A 25587-nucleotide genomic window follows, 5' to 3' on the forward strand; every position below is an offset into this window, starting at 1 on the left:
GGTTGACCCGTCCCTCAGCGACAGCCAGCGGCTGTACAACTTCTGTCTGAAAAGTAGACGTAGTTTGCGGCTATGTACACAAAAGGGTCGGCTAGCGGAACCAGGCAAATGTCAGAATCAGCCCCACCAGCACGAAGGGTGCAAATGGCTGCTTCCTTGACAGTTCAGGTGCCATGTAAAAAAGATGGGTTCTAAGCCCTTGACCCATATGAAGCCAGACTCTTGGCGCCAGCAGCAGCCAGAAAACGCTGGCCAATCCGGCGCCAATAAACGTGCCGAGCACGTGCATACCGTCCGTCGCAAGAGCCAGGGCGGCCATGAGTTTCACGTCGGCGCCACCCATTCGCTTCATGGCATAGCCCGGTAGCGTGAAGCCCAGGGCCAACAAAAAGGCCCAGCCACCCTGTTGTGCCTCGGCACCCAGCCAGGTCGTGCCGCTCCACAGCAACCATGCCAGGGCCAGGGCACCGCCGCCCAGGGTGAGGCCGTTGGCGATGTGCCGTTGCCGGGCATCCTGTGCGGCGCACAGCGCCAGCCAGATCAGTAGGACAAAGCTCTGCATTCGGTAAAAAACGTCCGTTTTGGCTGAATGATTCTATGCTGACATTACTCAGTGTTGGTCAGGGTAGACGCACTCATGAAAGCCAGCCTCCCCCACAAACAAAAAGGTGCCGCCGCAATTGAATTCGCCTTGGTGTTCATCATTTTTTTTGGCGTGTTCTACGGCATCATCAGCTACAGCCTGCCGCTGCTGTTGATGCAGTCATTCAACCAGTCGACCGCCGAAGCCGTACGCCGCAGCGTGGCGCTGGACCCGGCCACCCCGGGTTACAGTGCCGCGCTGATCGCCCGCGCCAAGACGGAGCTGACCACGCAAACGGCCTGGATTGCGCCGGCCCTGAACTTCAATGTCGCCACTGATGCCACCGTCACTTATGTGGGCGGCTTGCTGACAGTGCGCATCAGTTACCCCACCAATAAAATCAGCGCCGTCATCCCGTTCCTGAACCTGCCCGGCATCGGTCAGGTACCCAATCTGCCGGCGACCCTCACGGCCAGTGCGAGCCTGCAATTTTGAGTGCCGGGGACAAATTGTTCGGGCGCCTGCTCCACCGACACCCGCCGCCGCCACCGGAGCCGCCGGAGGCACTGCAGGTGCACAGCTTCGGATTGCAGATGCAGCTCAATGCCGAGGGGCGTGTCGTTCAATTGAGCGGTCCGCTGCGGCACTTGCTGGCCCAGCATCCCCCCAGCGCACAGGCACCGCACCTGCTCGACTTCCTGTTGCCCCACAGCAGCCTCGTCATCGAAGGCTCGCCAGCGGACTGGCAGGGACAAACCCTGGACCTGGACTTCTGCAGCCTCAACGGTCCGCCGCTACATTTGCGCGGCTGGGTGCAACCCTTGGCCGATGCCTGGCTGTTGCAGATGCTGGACATCGGTGACTTGCTGCTCGAACGCCGGCAATCGCGCAACCGCGAACAATGCCAGGTGCTGGCGCTGCAAATCGCCGGACAGTTGCGCCTGTGTAGCCTGACTCGCCTGCCCGAGATGCTGGCCGAACAACTGCAAAGCCTGGCCCAGCGCTTTCAGATCCCGTGCATTGCCCTGGCCTTGCTCGATGAGCAAGAACAGGGTTGGCAAATTTACCAGCACTACGCGGCCCTTGATGCAGCGCAACTTTGGCAAAACGGTCAACGCCTGGGCACGGGGCTGGACAGTCTGAGCGGCTCCGCACCGCAGCACCTGACCCCGCGCGAACACCCGCGCCTGCAGGGCACGTTCGGCAATACCGATGGCTTCGCCGTGCCTTATCACGATGCGCAAGGGGTGGTTGCCTGGTTGCTGTGCGGTTTCTTCACGGCGCAACAACGCGCCCCCGATGTCACGGAACGCGACTGGCTGCAAATCACCGCCGCGCTCGCCAGCCCCTTGCTCGGGCGCCTGCGCGAGCATCGGCATCATCTGCAACTGGAACGCCTGGAATCGCTGCAAGCCTTGCTGGGAACAGGCTGGTGGGAAGTCTTCAGCGACAGCGACGAGGTTCAGTTGGCGCCTTCGCTGGTCACCACCCTGAACCTTGGAACATCGCGTTTATCCGTGCAGGACTGGCTCGAACAGGTGTATCCCGTCGACCGCGAAGAGCTGCGCATGCGCCTGAAAGACTTGCAGACGCAGGGCATTCCCCTGCTGCTGTGTGTGCGCCTGTATCGCCCCTACAATGCGCCCGAACCCATCTGGTATCGCCTGCAAGGCCAGGCCCTGGGCGCGGGGAAAAACCGTCGGCTGGTGGGTTTCATGCTCGACATCAGCGACATAAAGAACCAGGAGCAGATCGCCGCCGCCGCCCGCGCACGCCTGGACAATCTGATCGCCAGCTCTCCGGCGGTGATTTACGTACAGCGCTATGTCGAAGGTGTGTTGCAACCGGTGTTCTTCAGCGACAGCCTGTTGCCACTGCTCGGCTGGACCCTCGCCGACTGTGCGCCCGGGGCGTTGGTTGAACGGGTACATCCCGACGACCGCCCGCAGTATTTCGAGCGCACGCGGCTGTTGCTGCGTGAAGGCTCGGTGCGCGCCCGCTATCGGTTGCGCGACAGTCGCGGCGACTATCACTGGCTGCTGGACGAAGCGAAGTTGTTGCGCGACGACCTCGGCTTGCCGGTGGAAGCCGTGGGTCTGTGGCTGGATATCACCGAAGCGACCCAGGCCACTGAACAGGTCAGGCAAAGTGAAGAACGCTACCGGATTCTGGTGGAAGACTCGCCGGCGATGATCTGCCGCTACCAGCCGGATCTGACGCTGACCTTCGGCAACCGCCCGTTGGCCACCTACCTGGAATTGGCGCCCGAGCAATTGCCGGGGATGAATCTGGGCAACTGGATGTCCAGGGAACAGCGCGAGGCATTCACTCGACGGCTGGACCAGTTGAGCCCCGAATTTCCGGTCAGTACCGCCGAGATCAACCTGCAACTGCCCGGCCGCGAACACGCCTGGTGGGTCTGGTCCGATCGCGGGGTGTTCGATGAACAGGGCCGGTTGCTCGAGGTCCAGGCCGTGGGGCGCGACAACACCGAGGTGCGGCGCTCGCAGCAGCAGCTCACACAAAGCGCGAAAATGGCCACCCTCGGTGAAATGGCCACCGGCCTGGCCCATGAGATCAACCAGCCGCTGAACGTCATGCGCATGGCCATCGTCAACGTACTCAAGCGCCTCAATAACGGTGATGTACAAGTCGATTACCTGATCGACAAGCTCACTCGCATCGACACCCAGGTGCAGCGCGCCGCGCGGGTGGTGGACCACATGCGGGTGTTCGGCCGCCGTTCGGAAATCGAGCAGCAGCCGTTCAACCCGGCCAAGGCCATCGAAGGCACGCTGGCGCTGTTGTCCGAAGGAATGCGCGGCAAAGGCGTCGACCTGCGCATCAGCGAGACCGGTTTTGAAGTGCTGGTGCGCGGCTACGTCGATCAGCTTGAGCAGGTGCTGATCAACCTGATGGTCAACGCCCGTGATGCATTGCTCGGCAAGCGCGAGGCCAACCCCGATTTCAAACCGTGGATTTCGCTGTATACCGAACGGGATACGCACTCGGTACGCCTGTGGGTCGAGGACAACGGCGGCGGAATCGACCCGCGTTTGCTGGAGCGGATTTTCGAGCCGTTCTTCACCACCAAACCGGTGGGTGTCGGCACCGGTCTGGGGCTCTCGGTAAGCTACGGCATCGTCGAGCACATGGGCGGAAAACTGAGCGTGCAAAACACCAGCGAAGGTGCGCGTTTCTGCATCGAACTGCCGATTGTGACGCCGGACTAGATCACCAGCGCCGCTCGACCCGAATGACAACTGAGGTTGGCACCCACTTCGACTTTGTCCAGGTCGATCCCCAGGCTCGCCAGCAACGTATTGATCAGCGTATCCAGTAACGGGCTGAGTACCGTATTGATCGCATTGACCAACGCAGTCGTGACCTCACTCAAAATACTGCCCAAGCCTCCCACGATGCTGCCCGACGGCCCATACATGTTCACACCAAGGTTACTCACAGTGGTGTTCAGGCTGTTGACGATGTTGGTCGTGGTAAAGGCGTAGTAAAACGGTGGCTGATTGATCTCCGGCAGGTTGGCAGCCGCCGGTGCGGAATAGACGTGGGGGATGTTGGCATTTTGGGCAACCGCAGTGTTGACCATGAGATCGATGCTGCCGCCAACACCGGGCTGATGGTTGTAGCAGGTCAGGGACAGGATCAGCAGCCGCTTGCAGGTCTGCACGCCGATGTCGATGACCTTCAGGGGATTGACGTGGTTGCTGGGTGGAACAGTGGGTGAGCCAAACACATCGGCGGGATTGATCTGCCCGATCTTCAAACCGATCAGCGTGGTGGTGGTGCTGGTCGTCAGGCTTTTGTTCGTCGTACTCACACAACTGTAAGCCGTGACATAACTCCAGGCACCGGCCGCCTCCAGGGCCACGTCGATGCGTATCGGAGGTGGCAACAGCTTGATTTCCGGCGTGTCGCACGGCACGAGCACCGCGCAGGTCAATTCGTTGACAACGCCCACCAGGTCCCAATCAAACAATGAGTTCAGGATATTGGCCAGGGGTGAAGCGAGATCGATGACAGCGTTGACCAGAGGCGTGATGGCGTCCATCACGGGCAGGTTGATCGACAACAACGTCTTGACCTGAGCCGTGCGTACATAGATGCGGTTGGGGCCCAAAGGGGCCAATGCCGCGTTTTTTGGATTGCCGATGGCCGACAGTTGCGGGGGCTCCATCACCTGCACCCGTGCCGTGATCTGCGCCAGGCCAGCGATGTTGATCGGCAAGGTCGCGACCGCGGCATTCTTCTTGTTGGCCAGTTGTACAAACCCTTCAATCAGATCGAAGGCTTTGAGGTTCACGGCAAGGGTCGAAATGTCGGTGCCGCTTTCAACATGCAACATGTTACCCAGCACAACGGACGTCGTACCCGCTGCCACCTTCAACGCTTGCAGGCTGACAATGGTTGCAGATGCTCCAAGTGTGCCGTTGGGGTCCAGTACGTTGATGGCGGTCTGGATCAACTGGCTGACATTGATCGTATTACCCAGTACCTGATCGTAGCCAACCGCAGTCAGGCCGAGGTCGATTTTCAACCGGTTGAGGTAGCCGAGCAGGCTGATGTCGGTATTGACCAACCCGTTCCAGCCCGCCGCACTGATACTGACGTTGCCTCCCAGCAACCCTCCGAAAAGCAGACTGGTAATGGCGGCCTTGCTGGTATCAAAGGTCAGGACCGCACTGCGGATCGTCAATGAAGCCAGGGGAGGCGGCAACGCAGCGACCGCCGTAGCGCTCAGCGTCAGCGTTGAACCCGCCGGTGCGCCGCCGGCCAACGCGCCGATGCCGCCGGCAATACTCTGTTGCACGACATGGCTGGCAATAACCCGGATAGCCTCGCTTTTGCTTGGGTCGGCAGCGAATACCCGAAGGTTGTTGGCATCCAGGGTCAGCGCACCACACGCCACAGCCAGTACGCGTCCAGTGGAGGGAATGGCGAAACCATTTCGTTGCGCGCTGGCCGTGGCATAGGTGTTAGCGGTTGAGCCGCCGGAACAGTCTCCCCCCCTGGTGGCAGCCTCAAGGGCGGCCATGTCTGCCACGCGCTGCAAACTGCGTTTTTCCAGATACAGCCTGCCGGTATCGACCACCAACAACATGAATGCCAACGCCAGAGTCAGGGTCAATGCAGCCATCAAGCCGATCGCCCCCCGTTGCCGGGCCGGGCCGCAAAACTGCAGGCGGGGAGACATGGCGCACTCCTTTGCCGGCGCACGGCCGGGCGCAACCTCCGTTGGTGAAAAGCAGTGTAGACAAGGGCGGCCGAGACTGCTGGCAACTTGCCACTTCAGGCAATAAAAAACCCCTGTGAGGCACAGGGGTTCAGGGGCTGACTGATTCTAGGATGCGTGCGGTGGGTAGTTAGCCAATATCCGCGTGACCGTTTCCCAGATGGCATCGCGACGATCGGTCGGGTTCGGCGTGCGGCTGAGTATCTGTTCGTCACTGCCACGCCACACCAGCTTGCCGTCCTTGCCATCGAGCAGGTCGATCTGGATGGTCGCCACTTTGTAGCTGACGTTGCGGGTTTCGTTATACATGGGGGCGCCGTAGTAGCCATACCACGGGTTACCCCAGCCGCCGCCGTAATTGGTGGTCACCTGTTGTTGCCGCTCTTCGACAATCAGGTAGGTCTGTACATTCAAATCGCCCTTGGCGCCTGCGGCGGCCGGGCGCAGACCGCGCTGATCCAGTTGATCGGCAACCGCCTGACGGACGCGCTGTTCGGTCAGGTCGCTCTTGATCCGTGGATCATCGGGACGGTATTGCAGGGCGGGCTCTTTCCAGGTCCAGCTGCGATAGGCAGCAAAGTCGCGGCTGGCGTCGAAGTCATGATTGACCTGGTTGGCGGCGCAGGCACTGAGTAGCGCGGCCACTGCCAGTAAAACAAAACGGCGGAACATGATGAGTCTCCGGTTGAAGGCATGATCCTGCGAAATGCTTCTTATTCGATAAGAAGCTAACTGGGAGGATACGCCGACATTGCCTTTTCCACAGCCTGCCGTATGGCATCGGCCCGCTCGCTTTCGCTGCCCCGGTTACCGGTTTCAGCGCTGGCGCTCCACACCGGCTGGCCGCTCCTGGCGTCATACATATCCACCTGAACCACTACGACTTGCTCCTGATAGGTACGAACGACCGGTACAGTGGCGTACCCGCCATATCCAGGGCCATAGCCGTTGTAGCCACCATAACCGCCGCCGTAATAGTCGTCCTGAACCTGGCGCAAGCGGGTTTCCATCCGCAGGTCGGCGCTGACAAACAGGTCGGCCGGTCGATTATCGTGCAGCGGGCGCAAGCCGCGTTGATCCAGCGCATTGCTGACCGCTTCGGCGATCTGCGCCGAGTCGGCCCAGGCGGTGCCCGGTGGCAAATGCCCGTCGAGCCACGCCCAACTGCGGTAGCGCCCATAGTCACGGGGGGCTGCCGGGTAAGCGCTGCGGTCAAAGGTCTTGGCGGCCTGGGGCGGCGCCGGTGGCAATGGGTTGGACGTGGCGACATAGGGGTTGCTGCCCTGACAGGCCGCCAGCCCCAGGCAGAACACCAGCACACCTGAATGACTTTTCATTGCGTGCTCCGATCAGACAGGCCGACAGATCCAGTGCAAATATCGCCCAAGCCCGGCAAAGCCCGGATGACGACGGTGGGCCAGTTCCATTTCCAGCAGGTCCGCCAGCTCGGCGCGGGCCTGGAACTCCACTGGCATGTAATCGTGGAAAACCCGCACGCCACTCATGGTTTCGACCTTCCACAGACCTTCAAGTTGCGCCGCCAGCTCGCGCGGATCAAGGGGCTGTTGCGGGGTCAGGCTCTGCTTTTCACCGGCCATGTCGTTCTTGCGCATCTTGCGGAAATGGCCCTTGAGCAAGTTGCGATAAATCAGCGCGTCGCGGTTATAGAACGCCAGGGACAGCCAGCCGTCGGCCTTGGTCAGTTGATGCAGCACCGGCAGGATGGCGTGGGGTTCGGCCAGCCATTCCAGCACGGCGTGGCACAGCACCAGGTCGTAGGGCTCGGTGAGCTGCCCGAGCAGCTCCTGCCACGGTGCCTGAATGAACGTGGCGCTCTGCCCGGCTTCGGCAAAGCGCTGGCGGGCGCCTTCAAGCATCGGCTCGGCGGGCTCGGCGAGGGTCACCTGATGGCCGCGCTGGGCCAGCCACAACGACATGTGGCCAAGGCCGGCGCCGATGTCCAGCACGCGCAGCGGCCGGTCGGGCAGGATTTCGGTCAGGTCGGCCTGCAACACCGCGAGACGGATCGCGCCTTTGGCACCACCGTAGATTTTTTCGGCGAAACGGGTCGCCAGTTGATCGAAATGACGGTCGCTCATCAGCTGAACCTCCGTTCGCTGTCCGCCAGTTTGCTGCGCACCACGGCTTCCATGTCCAGGCCCAGCTCGCTGCACAACAGCAACAGATAAAGCACGATATCACCGACTTCCTGCCCGACGTGGGCGAGTTTGTCCGCCGGTAACTGGCGTGACTGGTCTTCGGTCAGCCACTGGAAAATTTCCACCAGCTCGGACATTTCCACGCTCGCGGCCATGGCCAGGTTTTTCGGGCTGTGAAATTGCCGCCAGTCATTGCGGTCACGGATGGCGTGCAGGCGTTCGGTCAGTTCAACAAGGTTCATCGGGCTCTCCTGAAGGCGTATAGCTTCGGGGGGATCACAGGTGAAGGCAAGGGGCAGAAGGTGCACGCTCTGCGTGCAACCCTCTATGCTTGTGGGAACTCGGCAGCATGATCGACAGCCCAAGACTCAATTCTCTTTAATCAGGACGTTCACTCCATGCAGGTAGAAGGTTTTTCCGAATGGCTCGGCCAGGTACTCGGCTCGATCATCCGCTTCATCGTTGATGCCCTCAGCGGGCTGTTCAATCTGTTGAGCAACGCCAGCAGCAATTTTGTCGAAGGCCTGTCCCAGGCGCTGGGCATGGATACCTCGGTCATCAGCATCGTGACCTTGATCCTCGGGCTGATACTGCTGTGGTCGGCGATCCGCGCCTTTCTCAATGCATCGTTCATCATGGGGATCATCTGGTTGGTGCTGGGGCTTTGGTTGCTCAGCTGGATCATCCACTGACACCACTGGACACCTGTGGGAGCAAACCCGCTCCCACATTTGATCGCGGTTTGCTCTCGATGTGCCGCTACAATGCCCGCTCCCCCAAGGAGCCTGCATGTCCAACCTGACCGCCGACTGGCGCGACCGCCCTACCCATCGCCGGGTCTGGGCGCTCGCTGCGCCGATGATTCTTTCAAACATTTCCGTACCGCTGGTGGCATTGGTCGACAGCACCGTCATCGGTCACCTGCCTCATGCCCACCAACTCGGCGCCGTCGCGGTCGGGGCCAGTCTGTACACCTTCCTCGCCTGGGCCATGGGCTTTCTGCGCATGGGCTCCACCGGGTTCGCCGCCCAGGCGGCCGGGCGCGGGGATGGCGCGGCCTTGCGGCAGATTCTCTTGCAGGGCCTGCTGCTCGCCATTGGCCTGGCCGTGGTCCTGGGGGCGGTGGGCGTGCCTTTGAGCGGGGTCGCGTTGCACTTCATGCAACCGTCGGCGGAGCTCGATCAACTGACCCGCGAGTTCTTCCACACCCGCCTGTTCGGCCTGCCGGCAGCGCTCGCCAGTTATGCACTGGTCGGCTGGTTTCTCGGCACCCAGAACGCCCGGGCGCCCCTGGCGATTCTGCTGAGCACCAACCTGGTCAACATTGCCCTGAACCTGTGGTTCGTCCTCGGCCTGGAATGGGGCGTTGTCGGTGCGGCCAGGGCCTCGGTGATTGCCGAATGGACCGGTGCACTGATTGGCTTGCTGATGACCCGCAAAGCCCTGCGCGCCTACCCCGGCCATATCGTCTGGGCAGCATTGGCGCTGTGGCAGAGTTGGCGGCCACTGCTGGCGGTCAACCGCGACATCTTCATCCGCAGCCTGGCGCTGCAATCGGTGTTCTTCCTGATCACGGTGCAAGGCGCACGACTGGGCGACGCCACGGTCGCGGCCAACGCTCTTTTGCTCAATGGTCTGCTGCTGACCGCCCACGCCCTCGATGGCCTGGCCCACGCCGTCGAAGCCCTGTGCGGACATGCGCTTGGCGCCCGTGACCGCGATGCCCTGCGCCGTTCATTGGTGGTGGCCGGTGGCTGGTCGTTGCTGGCAAGCCTGGGCTTTGCCGCGCTGTTTCTGTTCGCCGGGCATCTGTTCATCGAGATGCAGACCGACATTCAAAGTGTGCGCGACACCGCCTTCATCTATCTGCCCTACCTCGCCGTACTGCCGCTGATTGCCGTCTGGAGTTACCTGCTCGACGGCCTGTTCATCGGCGCCACCCGCGCCCGGGAAATGCGCAACGGCATGCTGCTCACCGTAGCGCTGGTAGTGCCCTTCGGCTGGGCGCTGCAAGGCGGAGACAACCATGGCCTGTGGATAACCTTTCTGTTGTTCATGCTGTTGCGCAGTCTGACCCTCGGTGTGATCGCCTGGCGCCTGCGCCGAAACGATGGCTGGTTCGCCGGCAGCATTCACTGATCGGGCGCGGCCCCGGCAATCAATTTCGGCCCTCACGGCCAGGGTGGTTCGTTCTGCCACAGCCGACGCAGGCTATCGAGTCGCTCCTGTTGAGTCCCGCCCGGCAGCGGCTGCATGGGCACGGCATCGGGGTGCTGCAGGCGTAGCCATATCCAGCCATCAAGTACCGGGCGCTCGCTGAAAGCCAGCGCCAGCCCTTCCTGCACATAGGTCCACAGACGAAGGAAATCGACACCGGTGGATCGGTTCCAGCGCCAGGCATGCTGTTCGAGCAGGCAGGTTTGCAGTTTTTCCTGCTGCCCGGCGCTTAGACTTTCCTCGACGGCCAACGGGCTGACCGCCAACCCCGGGTTGGACAAGCGCTGCCAGCCCTGACATCCCATCGCGCGGTCGCCCCAACTACCGCCGAACCAGCGTAACTGGTGGATAGGCCCTAGCCAGCGACTCAGCTCAACGGCATCGCAGGCATCGAAAAAATAGCTGGCCGTGATTGGGTTGTAGTAATTCAAAAGGGCCCGGTGCAGACCAAGCGTGACCGTGAGCATGCGTCGCAAATGCGCCAGCAACAACGCAGTGCCGGCTTCACTGTGCATCAGCAATCCGGGCCAGCGTTGTCCGTCGACGAAGCATAAATCGGCCAGTGCCGGGCAGGTGTGCAGATCGACCAGGACCGGCCCCTGTTCATGCAGCGCATGCCACTCCGTACCTTCGAACAACCCGAAGCATCGGGCCTGGGCAAACATCTGCCGAAGTGTGACACCCGCCTGCGGCGTGCCCGGCACATCCAGCAACAGCCACTGCGGGGGCGCCTCGGGCGTGCATGTGGCGATCATGCTCCAGAGCTCTGGCCAAGCTGCGTCGCCAGACGACAGGTACACAAAGCCTGTGCGCAATGGTTGAAACTGCCGCCACCGGGTAGCAGGCACAACATCAGCAATGGCTCCCCCGAACGCAACCATTGCTCCACGCCCTCATGATGGGTGCAGCCCGGCTCGGGGGTGACAGCGTCCACCGCTTCAACCGTTGCCGGCGCATGCAGCACCCCGGTTATCTGCGGTTGATCGGGATCGCCCTCGAAAAAACTCACGACCAGCTCAGTTCCTTCCCGCAACGGCGATAACGTCGAGGCCTGCAACTGCCTGGCCAAGGGCAGCCAGCAATGACTGGGCGCCGCACCTTCGCCCTGATAAAGCCAGTCGAATTGCACCGGTACCGGCCTTGCCGGGTCGGGGCCGGGCTCATCGACCTCGACCACCCACGCCCGTTGCGGGCCATGCATCCTTGGTTGGACCGTCGCACAGGGCGGCTCGATGGGTGCCGGCCACTGCAGGGTACGGGCCTGATTGTAGTAGGGCGTCGTTGTATCCTGGCTGCCCCAATGCTCAACGTGGGTCAGCAACCAGAGCCGATTGCAATCGGCAGCCGGGTGACCGGACAACGGCATCAACCGACCGCTGCGCAAGGTCGTCAGGTCCGTCCGGCATTCGGCACTCTGCAGCGCTGTTCCACCGCGGCGCTGGCGTTCGAACTGCCGCACCGCCGGCCGTTCGCCTTCGCCGCGCAATACCGCAGGTTCGCCGGTTGGAAAATGCTGCCGGTCATCGCCAAACACCACACAGTGCCGGCGGGCCCCGTGTTCGAAGTGGTAGTGAAGCCCTTCCCGGGCGCACAGTCGCTGGAGAAATTGCAGGTCTGACTCTCGATATTGCGTGCAAAAATCCCGGGGTGGGTATTCGCCGCTTAGTTCCAGGCGTCGATCCATGCCGGTAATGCCGTGCTCCTTGAGCACCTGGTCGAGGATTTGTGGCACTGAACGGGCGCTGAAGATTCGTTGGCTGAAACGCTGGGCCAGGCAAGCCAGTCTTGGCCCCAGGCGCACCTGACAGAGCCGGGGTGCCGAGGCGTGATCGCGCTGGACGATTTCATGCAATTGTCCATGCACGTGACTTTCGGCTGGCCCGAAATGCAGGGAGGCCGGGCGGTACAGCAAACTGGCAAGGTCAAGCTCCGGGTCATCGATCAGCAGATTCAGGTCGAACACGAACGGCTCGCTGATGGCTTCTCTGCCGGTAAAGGCCAGGACCTCTAAGGAGTCGGGCAGACCTGCTACATCCAGACGAAATGAAGGTTCGCTGACTGGATTGAACATCGGCGTTTCTCTACAGGAGGGGCGGCCGGGGATTCTCGCTGAGAGACATGGCCGAGTAGAGTGCCGAAATACAAATTAGGAAATAACCTACGCGAAAAGAAGACCAAATGCGCTGGGTTGTCGAAGATGCTGGAAATTTCGTCTGGAATAGAAGAATTGCCGCACCAGGTCATCTGAAATTTCCGCAGCGAACGGAAAATTTTCAGACAACCTGATGAGCGTGCCCCTTACCTCAGGAAGACAGGTAAGACGAACGGGTCAGCCCCAGACGCAAGGCATCGAGGAACTGCGTTCGCTCGGTGGCGCTGATGCGGGCACTGGCGCACTTGTCGCGGTAGTGGGTCATCAGTTCTTCCGGGGACAAGTGCACGTAACGCAGCATGTCTTCGATGGTGTCGTGGGTTTCGATACCGGCGTGGTACACGCTGCCGTCGGCGTTCTGGTAGATGTTCACCGAGTCGGTGTCACCGAACAGGTTGTGCATGTCGCCAAGAATTTCCTGGTAGGCACCGACCAGGAACACACCCAACAGGTAGTCCTCGCCTTCCTTCAGGGCATGCACCGGCAAACTGGTCTCGATGCTCTGCTCGTCGACGTACTGGTTGATCTTGCCGTCGGAGTCACAGGTCAGGTCTTGCAGCACCGCGCGACGCAACGGCTCTTCGTCGAGACGGTGCAGCGGGATGATCGGCAGGACCTGGTCGATGGCCCAGGTGTCCGGCAGGCTCTGGAACACCGAGAAGTTGCAGATGTACTTGTCGGCCAGCTTGTCGTTGAGTTCGTCCAGCACCTGGCGGTGGGAACGCTGGCGTGCCTTCAACGAGTTGTGCAGGCGACGGCAAACAGCGAAGTAGCATTGCTCGGCCAGGGCTTTCTCGGCCAGGGTCAGCTTTCCGTCGGCGTACTGGGAGGCAACATCACTCATGTAGTGTGTGGCGCGCCAGTAGGTTTCGGTAACCATTTCGATGTCGGTCGGACCCAGCAGGTCCACCAGCCACTGCACGGTTTCCGGCAGCGCTTCCTTGTTCTCGATCTGCGGCACGTCGTCGTTGTGTTTCTCGACGTCGGTCACCTGGATCACCAGCATGGCGTGGTGCGCGGTCAGGGAACGGCCGCTTTCGGAGAAGATATTCGGGTGCGGCAGGCTCTGCGCATCGCAGAACTCCTTGAGCATCCCGACCACGACACCGGCGTAATCGTCCATGTCGTAGTTGATCGAACTGGCGTTACGCGAGTGCGTACCGTCGTAGTCAACGCCCAGGCCACCGCCGACGTCGATGTGGTCCACCGGCAGGCCAAGGTTGCGCAACTCGCCGTAGTAACGGATCGCTTCCTTGAAGCCGTGCTGGTAGTCCGCCAGGTTGGCGATCTGCGAACCCATGTGGAAGTGCAGCAGGCGAATGCCCTGGTCCAGGCCGGCCGCACGGAAACGCTCGACCACCGACAGCAGTTGCGCCGCCGACAGACCGAACTTGGATTTCTCGCCGCCGGTGTCCGCCCACTTGCTCGAGGCCAGGGATGACAGGCGCACGCGCAGGCCGACCTGCGGCTTGACCTTGAGCGAGTTGGCTTCTTCGATCACCAGGCCGACTTCGGATTCTTTCTCGATCACGATGAACACGTTGTGGCCGAGCTTCTGGCCCATCAACGCCAGGCGAATGAATTCGCGGTCCTTATAGCCGTTGCAGACAATGGTGCCGCCCTTCGGCGCCAATGCCAGCACTGCCAGCAGCTCAGGCTTGGAGCCGGCTTCCAGGCCGATGGAAACGTTCTGGGTAGCGATGATGTTCTCGATCACCGCTTCCTGCTGGTTCACCTTGATTGGGTACAGCGCGGTGTATTTGCTCTGGTATTCCAGACGCTCGATGTTCGAATCGAACGCGCCGGTCAGCTGACGCACGCGGTCTTGCAGGATGTCCGGGAAACGGACCAGCAACGGCAAGGACAGGCCGCTTTTGCGCAGCTGGTCGACTTGCTCGTACAGGTCGATAGGCGAGCTGCTCGGACCGTTCGGACGAACTTCGACGCGACCGGCGTCATTGATCGCGAAATACCCGGCCCCCCAATGGCGAATCCCGTAAACACTGCGGCTGTCCGCAACTGTCCATTGGCTGCCATCGTCTTTGCGTGTGCGTCGTACGGACATCGAAGTCCCCTATAAAGAAGTCATAGTGCGTCGCCTGGGTTCAGGCCGGCGCAGTCTAAAGAATGAAAATGACGGTTCGTCAACGAGGCAATAGACCCCGCCGACCGCAGTGAGTTTAGATACCGGTCATGAACAGGCTCTGTGAAAACCATGTAGACTATGCCGGACCTGAATGTCATCAGGACCGGATCAAGCCGCAGGTGGTTTTCACAGAGGCTGCTAGCCGCCGGACTTCTTCGCCTTGAAACCGAGCTTGATCAGTTCTGCCAAGAGTAGCTCGACATGATCGCCCTGGATTTCGATGACACCGTCTTTCAGCGCCCCACCGGTACCGCAACGTTTCTTCAACGTCGTGGCCAGGTCCTTGAGCGCGTCTTCAGCCAACGGCACGCCGGTGATGGTGGTCACCGTCTTGCCGCCACGGCCCTTGCTTTCGCGACGCACGCGAGCGATGCCGTCGCCGGCCGGGATAACGGTCTGTTTGCAGATGCAGGCGTCCACCGGCTTACTGCATTCCGGGCAATGACGACCTGCGTCGGTGGAAAATACCAGGCCGCCCAAGGCGGCGAAGGATGCGGCTTTTTTGGCCACCGGCAATCCTCTTCGGAGGACAAAGACTGGTCGCAGCACTTGGGAAGGCTATCGACCGCGAAGCCCCACTCAGGCAGGGGCAGCGCTACTGAAACGGTACGACTCTTTGTAGGAGCTGACGAGTGCAACGAGGCTGCGATCTTTTGATTTCGACGCGAAAGCAAAGTCAAAAGATCGCAGCCTGCGGCAGCTCCTACAACGGGCAATGCCGGTTCAGCTTGAAAAGGTCGCGCAGTGTAACGGCAAAAACGCCGATTGCTAAGAGCCAATCGGCGCCAATTTATAGCTGTTTTGCGACGTCGATCCGGCGTGAGCGCAAATAGCGCTTCAACGCTGCCAGAGAGTCCGGGCAATAAGGCTTTTGCTCGATTTCCAGCATGACCTGATCGACGGGGATAAAGCGCGCTTCGAGCACCTCTTCGGGTTGCAGGATCAACGGTCCGTCCCATACCGCTGAAAACGCCGAACACCACAGGCGATTGCCGGTGTCCTCGAAGAAAAAGTGGTCATGGGCAGTCAGCTCCACGCCACTTACGCCCAGCTCTTCCTCCAGCTCCCTTGCCGCCGACTCGGCGTAGGTTTCACTGGCGAGCACCATGCCCCCCGCCGCCACGTCCCAGTAACCGGGATAGATCGCCTTGCTCAGGGTGCGTCGGTGTACGCACAGTTCGCCAGCGGAGTTGAACAACATAATGTAGGTGCCGCGCCCGATCAGCCCGCGCTCGCGCAAATCGGAACGGACCAGGGCTCCGAGCAGGTTGTCCTGTTCGTCGACCCAGGCGATCTGTTCGGCATCGGAGGCCGCACGGTGCGCGGCTTCCCTGGCGTTATCGACCATGACTCAGCCCTGATTGAGCAATTGGCGCAAATCGATCACCGCGGCGTTGGCCCGGGAAATGTAGTTGGCCATGACCAGCGAGTGGTTGGCCAATACGCCGAAGCCGCTGCCGTTGAGGATCATCGGGCTCCACACCGGCTCCTGCGACGCTTCCAGTTCACGAATGATCTGGCGCACGCTGACCGTGGCGTTCTTCTTGGCCAGCACATCGGCGAAGTCGACTTCGATGGCGCGCAACAAGTGCGACAAGGCCCAGGCCTGGCCGCGAGCTTCGTAGAACACGTTGTCGATCTGCAGCCATGGGGTTTCGACGATTTCCTCATCGACTTGCGGCGCCACACCCGGCGTCACCACCTCGGTTTTCAGCGCAGTGTTGAGCTTGACCCGGCCCACACTGGCCGACAGCCGTTGCGACAGCGAGCCCAGACGGGTGCCGACGTCACCCAGCCAGTTGTTCAGGTTGTCGGCGCGGGCATAGAACAACGCGCTCTTCTGGTTTGGATCGGACAGGCGCGCCTGATAGCGGCTCAGGGAATTAATGCCTTCCTGGTACTCGGACTCACTGGATGGCAGCACCCAGCTCTTGTTGTCGAAGTTGAAACGCGGCTCGGCCTTGGCCAGGTCAGCGTCTTCAGCCGACTGCGACTGCGAACGGGCGAAGTCTTTACGCAGTGCCCGGCTCAGGTCACGGACCTGCACCAGCACGCCATATTCCCAGCTCGGCATGTTGTCCATCCACAGGCCTGGCGGGAATCGGTCGTTGGAAATATAGCCGCCTGGCTTGGTCAGCAAGGTGCCGGCGACGGTCTTGAGGGTTTCCACCGTGGTGTAGCCGACGACCATCTGCTTGCCTTCTTTCTCGGCCGCCAGTTGCGCGGTTTGCTGGACCGGGAACAGCGCCGGCTCCTGGCTCCAGTACCAGCCCAGGACACTCGCCACCAACAGGTAGATGCCCAGCAGAGTGGCCAGCGCCCGGCTGAACAACAGACCACCCAGATAACTGCGGGTCTCCGACTTCGGTTCAGCGGCACGTTCAGGCGCACTGTCTGTGCGGTTCTTCCAGTCCAGCATGGCGATTTCCTTTCAAGCTCTTGAGTTCAACGGTTCGACCACAACCATACAACAACGTGCCTTGGCCCGGCACCCGCCATCGCACCGATGCGAAAAATTACCGGGCTTGCAGATCAAAGGAGTACCTGTGCAGCCGACGACGTCGCGACCATCGAAATCCCCCCCTAATGGTTTGGATTGCCACCCTAAGGGAATCCCCGACCCTCTGAAATCCAAAAAACCAGACCGATCAGCACCGGTAAAAAATCATCAATGACCAGTTGTCAGCTGCTCGCCCATTTCCGCCCCGCACCCGCCAAGTGCCCTGATTCAAGCACTATGCCCCTTGCGAACCGCGACTTGAAAGACTCGAACAAGACCGATCAGTCACAAACTGAATGAAGTCACATTGCAGATTATTGACGTACAGCACTCATGCAATGGATAAGTGGTGCTAGCATAGAGCCACCACTCGACCTCAGTGTGCACCCTAACTAGTAGTCAGGATATGACCGAGCCAGAAGATCCCAGCCGCGAGCGCCTCAAGCACCACTTTGCCCAGCGGGTAATTCATCAGGCTCGTCAGATTCTTGAGATATGGCAGCGCCTGCAACGCAGTGAGTGGTCCACCGCCGACCTTTCGGAACTGAGCGAGGCCAATCTGCGCCTGCTGCGTTTCGCCGAGCGCTTCGAACAACCGGAACACACGCAACTGGCACGCTACATCGGTCAGTCCCTTGAGGCAGTCGACGCCAATCGCGGACGCCTGAGCAGCGGCCTGATCACCGATCTCAATCGCTTGATGCAGCGCCTGTCACGCACCGGCCTGCGCCATGGCGACCAACTCGATCAAACCTTCCTGCCGCCGCTGCGCAAGCCCATCTACGTGATGCTGCAGGATCACGACCGTGCCGAGCGCCTGGCCAAGCAACTGGAATTCTTCGGCCTCAGCGCCCAGTCCCTGGACAGCGTAGACGCGTTTCGCTCATCGATGGTCGAGCGCCTGCCGGCGGCGATTGTCATGGACGTGGACTTCAGTGGCACCGGCGTCGGCCTGAAACTGGCCGCCGAAGCCCAGGAAGGCCTCGATCATCAACTGCCACTGCTGTTCTTCAGCCTGCACGAAACCGACACTCCGACCCGCCTGGCAGCCGTGCGCGCCGGCGGCCAGGAATTCCTCACCGGCACCCTCGAAGCGTCGAGCCTGCTGGAGAAGATCGAGGTCCTGACCTGCGTCGCCCAGTACGAGCCTTATAAAGTACTGATCATCGACGACTCCCGCGCCCAGGCCTTGCACACCGAGCGCTTGCTCAACAGCGCAGGGATCGTCACCCGCACCTTGATCGAGCCAATCCAGGCGATGGCCGAACTGGCGGATTTCCAGCCGGACCTGATCATCCTCGACATGTACATGCCGGCCTGCACCGGTACGGAACTGGCCAAGGTCATTCGCCATAACGACCGTTACGTCAGCGTGCCGATCATTTACCTGTCAGCCGAAGACGACCTGGACAAACAACTCGACGCCATGAGCGAAGGCGGCGATGACTTCCTGACCAAACCGATCAAGCCCCGGCACCTGATCACCACCGTGCGCAATCGTGCGGCCCGGGCACGCAACCTCAAGGCACGGATGGTCCGCGACAGCCTCACCGGGTTGTACAACCACACGCACATCCTGCAATTGCTCGAAGACTGCTCGTTCCGCGCCCGCCGCGAAAGCAAGCCGCTGAGCTTTGCCATGCTCGACATCGACCACTTCAAACGGGTCAACGACAGCCACGGCCACCCCATGGGCGACCGGGTGATCAAGAGCCTGGCGCTGTTTCTCAAGCAACGCCTGCGCAAAACCGACTTCATCGGCCGCTACGGTGGCGAAGAATTCGCCATCGTCATGCCGGACACCGATATCGAAGCGGCCTACAACGTGCTCGATGAAATCCGTCAGCGCTTTGCCGAGATTCACTACCCCGCGCAACCCGAGGATCTGTGGTGCACCTTCAGCGCCGGAGTGGTTGAGCTTTGCGAAAGCTCCGACAGCCTGATGATGGCCAGCCAGGCGGACGAAGCGCTGTACCGCGCCAAACACGGCGGACGCAATCGCGTCCAGGCGGCCCGGACATCAAAGCAAAGTGCCACTTTTTTATCGGAATCGACCGATACGGTCATAAGCCTGTAACAGAAACGCAATAACTTCAGGCGCTTACCATTTCTGCCGTTGGTAGTCCGTGATGCGCCTGAAGCTGCTGACCAATCTCAATACCCTCCTTCTGGTGGCCGTGTGCGTGGCCCTCGGCGCTACGCTGTGGTGGTCGCAGAAAGCCCTTGAGCGTCCGTATCTATTAATGGAGCGCTACCTGGGCCTGTCGCAGCAATTTCACAATGACGTCGTCCGCAGTGTCGAGGATTACCTGGGCAGCGGCGACGCGTTGCGCCTGAGCACTGCCGCCCAAGGCATCGACAGCCTGCAAAAAGAACTCGGCGAATTGCCACCGGCCCTGGCCGAGGCGTTACGCCCAAGCCTTTGGACCCTTGAAGAATTCAGCAAGACCGACCTGCTGGCCGCCGGCAAGCTGGCAGGCGATCCGCAGGCCTTGCTGCTGCAGGCCGAGCGGGAACTGGGCGCCAGTCTCGATCAACTCAGCCAGTACGCCAGCGGCAATGCGGCTTACTTGACGCCGCTGCTCACCGCATCGCAACACCTGGGCAAATTGTCCCTGGCCCGTGACAAACTGGTCAGCAGCGGCCGCAGTGAACTGGCCTCCGATGTCGAACGCGAAGTGACCAACATCCGCACCCAGGCTGAAAAACTGGACGCCCTGCCTTTGCTCGGCGTAGCCACCAGCAGCGAATCGAACACCGACGATTTCGCCTCGATGATGGGCCTTGAGAACACGGAAAAAACCGTTGCCGAAGATGCCGGCGTGGGCCTCAAGCGTGAGCTCAACAGCCTGCTCACCCGCTACCCGGCCGAGCTTTCGCGCACCCGCGATCAAATCCAGAAGCGCGCCGACCTCAGCGCGGCGACCCACCTGAAAATCGCCGACGTGCAACAGGCCATTGCCGGGCTGGAACCGGTAGTACGCGCCCAGCACGGGCAGATCCAGGGTGAAGTGCGGGTGATGCAAGGCGTGATGATCAGCTTGATTCTGTTGATCGCCCTGCTGATCGACACCCTGCAGCGCAAACTCGCCCGAACCCTGACCAACCTCGCCCCGGCCCTCTCGACCTGGGCCGAAGGCGACTTCAGCCGCGACATTCAACTGGGCAGCACCAACCGCGAATTGCATGACATTGAAGCCTCCCTCAACCGCTTGCGCGCCTATCTGGTGGACCTGGTGGGGACCATTCGCCGCAACGCCGAGCAGGTGGCCGACAGCAGCCGCACCCTGGCCGACCTGAGCAACGACCTGCACGACGGTGCCGAGCATCAGGCCGGTGACACGGCACTGATCCGCGACTCCCTCAGCGAACTGGAAGCGACCATTCAACAAGTCGCCGGCGATGCCAGCCAGGCCGCCGACGCCAGCCGCCACGCCGGCCTGGCCGTGGAGCACGGACAGAAAGTCATCGGCCTGAGCCTCACGGGTCTGCATGCGCTGGTGGATGAAGTGCAAGGCAATGCGCAAATGATTGAGCACCTGGCTGAAGAGTCGGCCACCATCGGCGGCGTGCTGACGGTGATCCGCTCGATTGCCGACCAGACCAACCTGCTGGCCTTGAACGCCGCCATCGAGGCGGCCCGGGCCGGGGAAATGGGCCGAGGCTTTGCAGTGGTGGCCGAAGAGGTGCGCTCACTGGCGCAACGTACCGCCGGGGCCACGGCAGAAATCCAGACGCTGATCGCAGGACTGCAAACCGCCGCGCGGCAATCGGTGGAAGGCATGCGCGCCCAGGTCGCACATGCCGAAGCGACCGCCGGCCAGGCCCAGGCCGCGGATGGGGCACTGGATAAGATCGTGGGGGCGATCCAGACCATTTCCGCCACGGCGGTACGCATTGCTGATGTCACCGCCCAGCAAAGCGGCGCTGTCAGCGAAATCCGGGACCACAGTGAGCGGATTCACCAGCTGGGCGGGGATAACCTGCTGCGCATTGGCCAAGGGCGTGAGCAAGGGGAGAATTTGCTGGTGCTGGGTGGGCGATTGCATACGGCCGTTCAGGCTTTTCGCGTCTGATAAATCGCTTTCACTGTAGGAGCTGCCGAAGGCTGCGATCTTTTGACTTTGCCTCTCAAGAGCAAGATCAAAAGATCGCAGCCTTCGGCAGCTCCTACGCAGTTCGATGTGACCATGCTCTCTCAGCTATCATCCCCCCAATTCCGATACGCGAGATCGTCATGCGCCGTTTGCTTTGCCTGCTGTTTTTAGTGTTCGCCCTGCCGGCCAGCGCCACTGGCTTGCTGGAGAACCGACCCAACTCCACCTTGGGCTCGATCAACAACAGCGCCGACTTCCTGCCGGTGCGCGAAGCTTTCCGGCTGAGCCTGGTAGAGAGCACGCCGCAATCGATAAAGCTGCGTTTCGTCGCCACCGAAGGTTATTACCTCTACCGCCACCGCTTTCAATTTCGCGCCGATCCGGCCGATGTCGCCCTCGGAGCGGCGAAACTGCCCGACGGTCAGAAAAAGCACGATGAATACTTCGGCGATGTCGAGGTCTATCACGGCATTCTCGACGTCGAGTTGCCGCGCACCGACCAACGCGCCTTCACCCTGGTCGTGACCTATCAGGGATGCGCCGACAAAGGCCTGTGCTATCCACCGGAAACCGAGCGCCTGAGTATCGACGGCAGCGGCGCTCCGGCGACGGTTTATCCATGGAGCTGGCGCGAACTGGCGCTGTTTTTCCTCGCGGGCCTGGGCCTGACGTTCACGCCATGCGTGCTGCCCATGCTGCCGATCCTGTCCGGCGTGGTACTGCGCGGTCAGGTCGGTGGCTGGCGCGGCTTCAATCTGTCGCTGGCCTATGTGCTGCCAATGGCCGCCTGCTTTGCCCTGCTCGGAGCCCTGATGGGCCTGTTCGGTGCCCAACTCAATCTGCAGGCGCGACTGCAGTCGGCCTGGGTGTTGGTGCCGTTCGCGATGTTTTTCGCCGTGTTTGCCCTGGCAATGTTCGGCGTGTTCGAGCTCAAGTTGCCGCACGCCATCAGCAGTCGCCTGGACCGCATCGCCGGCCGCACCGAAGGCGGGTCATTGTGGGGCGCCGCAGTGTTGGGCGTGGTCTCCAGCTTGCTGGTCTCACCCTGTGTTTCGGCGCCATTGGCCGGCGCGCTGCTGTACATCAGCGCCAGTGGCGATGCCTTGGGCGGCGGCTTGAAACTGTTCATGCTCGGCCTCGGCATGGGCGCTCCGCTGTTGCTGGTGGCCACCGGTGGCGCAGCCTGGCTGCCGAAAAGCGGTCCGTGGCTGGTCTACGTGAAAAACGCGATTGGCGTGTTGTTGCTCGGGTTGGCCGTCGGCCTGCTCAGCCGCGTCTTGCCGGGTCAGGTCACCTTGTTGCTCATCGGTTTGCTGGCCGGCGGCGTCGGCCTGTTCATGGGAGCGCTGGAGTTCGTCTATAAACCACCGCGCAAACGCCTGGGCCAATTGCTCGGCATGTTCCTGCTGTTTTACGCACTGGCCTGCTGGTACGGCGCCTTCAGCGGCCAGACCGACCCGCTCAACCCGATCGGCCAGCCCCGTATCGTTGCCAACAACGGCCTCGCGCAAAACGCCAGCACCTGGCAAACCGTCAGCACGCCGGCCGATCTGGACCGAGCACTCGCCGACGCACGCGCATCCGGCACACCGCTGCTGCTCGACTGGTACGCCGACTGGTGCATAAGCTGCAAAGTCATCGAGCGTGAGGTGCTGGACGACCCTGTCGTCATCGAACGCCTCAAGGGCTACCGGCTTATTCGCTTCGACATCACCGCCAGCAACGCCGAGCAACGCGCCCTGCTCGACCGTTACCAGTTGTTCGGGCCACCGGCCCTGATGTTTTTTGGCAAGGACGGTGTCGAACGCGCCGATGTTCGGGTGATCGGCGAGATCAACGCCAGGGACTTCGCCGAACGTGTTGCCAGGGCGAATGACCAAATTTAATCAAGCAGTCATATATTTCGCGCAAACATCGGTCATCGTGCTGGCTATTGCAGAGAACTGGACAGTCACAAAGGCTTTGCGGCATAGTCGCCGGGTTCTGACAATTGCTCACAGATAACATAGGAACCGCCGATGGCGACGTTACTCGTTCTGCACGGACCCAACCTGAACCTGCTCGGCACTCGTGAACCGGGCACCTATGGCGCCACGACGCTGGCTCAGATCAACCAGGACCTGGAACGCCGTGCCCGCGAAGGTGGTCACCATTTGCTGCACCTGCAAAGCAACGCCGAGTACGAATTGATCGACCGCATCCACGCTGCCCGCAGCGAAGGCGTGGACTTCATTCTGATCAACCCAGCAGCTTTTACACATACAAGTGTCGCATTACGTGACGCGCTGCTGGCGGTGAGCATCCCATTCATCGAAGTGCATTTGTCTAACGTGCACAAACGCGAACCTTTCCGCCATCACTCTTACTTCTCCGACGTAGCGGTGGGAGTGATCTGCGGCCTTGGCGCCAGCGGTTATCGACTGGCCCTGGAGGCCGCCCTAGAGCAGCTTCAAATACAGGCAACAGCTTGAACAACAAGCGTTAAACGCCCCTGACCGACCCTTGGGAGTTGATGATTCATGGATATCCGTAAAGTTAAGAAACTGATCGAATTGCTGGAAGAGTCCGGCATCGACGAGCTCGAGATCAAGGAAGGCGAAGAGTCCGTACGCATCAGCCGTCATAGCAAGACCCCGGCTCAGCAGTACTACGCGCCAGCTCCAATGCACGCTCCGGCCCCCGCGCCTGTCGCTGCCGCCGCTCCGGCTGCCGCTGCCGCACCTGTTGCCGCCGCCGCGCCAGCACTGAACGGCACCGTTGCCCGTTCGCCGATGGTCGGTACTTTCTATCGCAAGTCTTCGCCAAGCTCGCCGTCCTTCGTCGAAGTCGGCCAGACCGTGAAGAAAGGCGACACCCTGTGCATCGTTGAAGCCATGAAGATGATGAACCACATCGAAGCTGAAACCAGCGGTGTGATCGAATCCATCCTCGTCGAAGACGGCCAGCCGGTTGAGTACGACCAACCGCTGTTCACCATCGTTTGAACCGCGGAGAGCCTTTGATGACTGCGAAGTTGGAAAAAGTTCTGATCGCCAACCGCGGTGAGATCGCCCTGCGGATCCTGCGCGCCTGCAAAGAGATGGGCATCAAGACCGTCGCCGTTTACTCCAAGGCCGACAAGGAACTGATGCACCTGGGCCTGGCAGACGAATCCGTCTGCATCGGTCCGGCATCGGCCGCCCACTCCTACCTGCACATTCCGGCAATCATTGCCGCGGCCGAAGTGACTGGCGCTACCGCCATTCACCCGGGCTACGGCTTCCTTGCGGAAAACGCCGACTTCGCCGAGCAGGTCGAGAACTCCGGCTTCGCGTTCATTGGCCCGAAAGCCGAAACCATTCGCCTGATGGGCGACAAGGTATCGGCCAAGCACGCCATGATCGCTGCCGGCGTTCCGACTGTTCCGGGCTCTGACGGCCCGCTGCCGGAAGACGAAGAAACCGCTCTGCGCATTGGTCGCGAAGTCGGTTACCCGGTGATCATCAAGGCCGCTGGCGGCGGCGGTGGTCGCGGCATGCGCGTTGTGCATAAAGAAGAAGACCTGATCTCCTTCGCGAAACTGACCCGTACCGAAGCTGGCGCGGCGTTCGGCAACCCGATGGTCTATCTGGAAAAATTCCTGACCAACCCGCGTCACGTGGAAGTCCAGGTCCTTTCCGATGGCCAGGGCCAGGCTATCCATCTGGGCGACCGCGACTGCTCGCTGCAACGCCGTCACCAGAAGGTTCTCGAAGAAGCGCCAGCACCGGGCATCGACGAAAACGCACGTGAGGAAGTACTCGCACGCTGCGTCAAGGCTTGCATCGACATCGGCTACCGGGGCGCTGGCACTTTCGAGTTCCTGTACGAAAACGGTCGCTTCTACTTCATCGAGATGAACACTCGTGTCCAGGTAGAGCACCCGGTTTCGGAAATGGTCACCGGCATCGACATCGTCAAGGAGATGCTGAGCATCGCCGCCGGCAACAAGCTGTCGTTCACCCAGGATGACGTGGTCATCCGCGGGCACGCGCTGGAATGCCGGATCAACGCCGAAGACCCGAAAACCTTCATGCCGAGCCCGGGCACGGTCAAGCATTTCCACGCCCCAGGCGGCAACGGCGTTCGCGTCGACTCGCACCTGTACAGTGGTTATGCCGTTCCGCCGAACTACGACTCGTTGATCGGCAAGCTGATCACCTACGGGGCAACCCGTGACGAAGCCATGGCGCGCATGCGCAATGCGCTGGACGAGATCGTGGTCGACGGGATCAAGACCAACATCCCGCTGCACCGCGACCTGACCCGCGACGAAGGCTTCTGCAAAGGGGGCGTGAACATTCACTACCTCGAGCACAAGCTGGCTGGCGAGAAGCACTAAGCTTCGACCCCATCGACAAAGCCGCCTTCGGGCGGCTTTGTTGTTTAAGTTCAAAAGATCGCAGCCTTCGGCAGCTCCTACATTTGAAATGCGTTCCCCTGTAGGAGCTGCCGCAGGCTGCG

At 61.1% G+C, this 25587-nt stretch carries 22 protein-coding genes; 10 read left to right on the forward strand and 12 right to left on the reverse strand.

Annotated elements, in window-relative coordinates; all coding sequences use genetic code 11:
* Positions 1 to 91: 91 nt before the first annotated feature.
* Positions 92 to 562, reverse strand: coding sequence for a prepilin peptidase (locus tag ASD95_RS20705; protein WP_056725252.1), 471 nt, complete (start codon positions 560 to 562; stop codon positions 92 to 94).
* A 75-nt stretch (positions 563 to 637) separates the two neighbouring features.
* Between ASD95_RS20705 and ASD95_RS20710 the strand changes: the two genes are divergently transcribed.
* Both ASD95_RS20710 and ASD95_RS20715 read left to right on the forward strand, forming a co-directional pair.
* Positions 638 to 1078 (forward strand): TadE/TadG family type IV pilus assembly protein, encoded by a 441-nt coding sequence (locus tag ASD95_RS20710; protein WP_056725254.1) that lies wholly within the window; start codon positions 638 to 640, stop codon positions 1076 to 1078.
* Positions 1075 to 3816 carry a PAS domain-containing sensor histidine kinase gene (locus ASD95_RS20715; RefSeq protein WP_056725257.1) on the forward strand — a complete coding sequence of 914 codons (2742 nt, stop codon included), beginning with the start codon at positions 1075 to 1077 and terminating at the stop codon, positions 3814 to 3816. Before ASD95_RS20710 ends, ASD95_RS20715 begins: the two co-directional genes overlap by 4 nt.
* Here ASD95_RS20715 and ASD95_RS20720 read toward each other — a convergent pair.
* The 5 genes from ASD95_RS20720 to ASD95_RS20740 all read right to left on the reverse strand — a co-directional run bounded on the left by ASD95_RS20720 (position 3813) and on the right by ASD95_RS20740 (position 8235).
* Complete coding sequence (locus ASD95_RS20720; RefSeq protein ID WP_056725259.1) at positions 3813 to 5795, reverse strand: pilus assembly protein TadG-related protein; 1983 nt, start codon at positions 5793 to 5795, stop codon at positions 3813 to 3815. The two genes, ASD95_RS20715 and ASD95_RS20720, sit on opposite strands and share 4 nt — an antisense overlap.
* A gap of 147 nt (positions 5796 to 5942) precedes the next feature.
* A complete protein-coding gene (locus ASD95_RS20725; RefSeq protein ID WP_056725261.1) occupies positions 5943 to 6506 on the reverse strand; it encodes a DUF4136 domain-containing protein in 564 nt (187 codons plus the stop codon).
* A gap of 56 nt (positions 6507 to 6562) precedes the next feature.
* Entirely contained in the window at positions 6563 to 7171 is a 609-nt protein-coding gene (locus ASD95_RS20730; RefSeq protein ID WP_056725263.1) for a DUF4136 domain-containing protein, read from the reverse strand.
* 12 nt (positions 7172 to 7183) lie between these two features.
* On the reverse strand, positions 7184 to 7933 hold the full coding sequence (locus ASD95_RS20735; RefSeq protein WP_056725266.1) for a methyltransferase domain-containing protein: 750 nt from the start codon (positions 7931 to 7933) through the stop codon (positions 7184 to 7186).
* Positions 7933 to 8235, reverse strand: a complete 303-nt coding sequence (locus tag ASD95_RS20740; RefSeq protein ID WP_056725268.1) for a MazG-like family protein — start codon at positions 8233 to 8235, stop codon at positions 7933 to 7935. The genes ASD95_RS20735 and ASD95_RS20740 overlap by 1 nt, the downstream gene beginning before the upstream one ends.
* Positions 8236 to 8391: 156 nt before the next feature.
* On the opposite strand from ASD95_RS20740, the gene ASD95_RS20745 reads away from it, so the two are divergent.
* Both ASD95_RS20745 and ASD95_RS20750 read left to right on the forward strand, forming a co-directional pair.
* Positions 8392 to 8685, forward strand: coding sequence for a hypothetical protein (locus ASD95_RS20745; RefSeq protein ID WP_056725270.1), 294 nt, complete (start codon positions 8392 to 8394; stop codon positions 8683 to 8685).
* A gap of 97 nt (positions 8686 to 8782) precedes the next feature.
* A complete protein-coding gene (locus tag ASD95_RS20750; RefSeq protein WP_056725272.1) occupies positions 8783 to 10132 on the forward strand; it encodes an MATE family efflux transporter in 1350 nt (449 codons plus the stop codon).
* A 32-nt stretch (positions 10133 to 10164) separates the two neighbouring features.
* On the opposite strand, the gene ASD95_RS20755 is transcribed toward ASD95_RS20750, so the two are convergent.
* From ASD95_RS20755 to ASD95_RS20780, 6 genes are all read right to left on the reverse strand, one after another.
* Positions 10165 to 10965, reverse strand: a complete 801-nt coding sequence (locus ASD95_RS20755) for a DUF4123 domain-containing protein (protein ID WP_056725274.1) — start codon at positions 10963 to 10965, stop codon at positions 10165 to 10167.
* Positions 10962 to 12281 (reverse strand): type VI secretion system Vgr family protein, encoded by a 1320-nt coding sequence (locus tag ASD95_RS20760; protein ID WP_056725276.1) that lies wholly within the window; start codon positions 12279 to 12281, stop codon positions 10962 to 10964. Before ASD95_RS20760 ends, ASD95_RS20755 begins: the two co-directional genes overlap by 4 nt.
* A gap of 232 nt (positions 12282 to 12513) precedes the next feature.
* Positions 12514 to 14427: an arginine decarboxylase gene (gene speA / locus ASD95_RS20765; protein ID WP_056725278.1), complete on the reverse strand. Its 1914-nt coding sequence runs from the start codon at positions 14425 to 14427 to the stop codon at positions 12514 to 12516.
* A 219-nt stretch (positions 14428 to 14646) separates the two neighbouring features.
* The gene (locus ASD95_RS20770) at positions 14647 to 15018 is read right to left on the reverse strand and encodes a translation initiation factor Sui1 (protein ID WP_008053936.1); all 372 of its coding nucleotides are present in this window, start codon (positions 15016 to 15018) and stop codon (positions 14647 to 14649) included.
* A 280-nt stretch (positions 15019 to 15298) separates the two neighbouring features.
* Positions 15299 to 15856 (reverse strand): NUDIX hydrolase, encoded by a 558-nt coding sequence (locus ASD95_RS20775; protein ID WP_056725280.1) that lies wholly within the window; start codon positions 15854 to 15856, stop codon positions 15299 to 15301.
* 3 nt (positions 15857 to 15859) lie between these two features.
* Positions 15860 to 16927 carry a DUF2333 family protein gene (locus ASD95_RS20780; protein ID WP_046039967.1) on the reverse strand — a complete coding sequence of 356 codons (1068 nt, stop codon included), beginning with the start codon at positions 16925 to 16927 and terminating at the stop codon, positions 15860 to 15862.
* Positions 16928 to 17414: 487 nt separating this feature from the next.
* On the opposite strand from ASD95_RS20780, the gene gcbA reads away from it, so the two are divergent.
* The 6 genes from gcbA (at position 17415) to accC (ending at position 25465) form a co-directional block, all read left to right on the forward strand.
* Positions 17415 to 19085, forward strand: a complete 1671-nt coding sequence (gene gcbA, locus ASD95_RS20785) for a diguanylate cyclase GcbA (RefSeq protein ID WP_056725282.1) — start codon at positions 17415 to 17417, stop codon at positions 19083 to 19085.
* Positions 19086 to 19137: 52 nt separating this feature from the next.
* Complete coding sequence (locus ASD95_RS20790) at positions 19138 to 21084, forward strand: methyl-accepting chemotaxis protein (RefSeq protein ID WP_056725285.1); 1947 nt, start codon at positions 19138 to 19140, stop codon at positions 21082 to 21084.
* 161 nt (positions 21085 to 21245) lie between these two features.
* The gene (locus ASD95_RS20795; RefSeq protein WP_056725287.1) at positions 21246 to 22991 is read left to right on the forward strand and encodes a protein-disulfide reductase DsbD; all 1746 of its coding nucleotides are present in this window, start codon (positions 21246 to 21248) and stop codon (positions 22989 to 22991) included.
* A 132-nt stretch (positions 22992 to 23123) separates the two neighbouring features.
* A complete protein-coding gene (aroQ, locus tag ASD95_RS20800) occupies positions 23124 to 23576 on the forward strand; it encodes a type II 3-dehydroquinate dehydratase (RefSeq protein ID WP_056725289.1) in 453 nt (150 codons plus the stop codon).
* A gap of 48 nt (positions 23577 to 23624) precedes the next feature.
* On the forward strand, positions 23625 to 24089 hold the full coding sequence (gene accB, locus ASD95_RS20805) for an acetyl-CoA carboxylase biotin carboxyl carrier protein (protein ID WP_056725291.1): 465 nt from the start codon (positions 23625 to 23627) through the stop codon (positions 24087 to 24089).
* Positions 24090 to 24106: 17 nt separating this feature from the next.
* Complete coding sequence (gene accC / locus ASD95_RS20810; RefSeq protein WP_056725293.1) at positions 24107 to 25465, forward strand: acetyl-CoA carboxylase biotin carboxylase subunit; 1359 nt, start codon at positions 24107 to 24109, stop codon at positions 25463 to 25465.
* The last annotated feature ends 122 nt before the right edge of the window (positions 25466 to 25587 follow it).

This window comes from Pseudomonas sp. Root71 (genome assembly GCF_001429045.1).
Taxonomy (GTDB): Bacteria; Pseudomonadota; Gammaproteobacteria; order Pseudomonadales; family Pseudomonadaceae; genus Aquipseudomonas; species Aquipseudomonas monachiensis.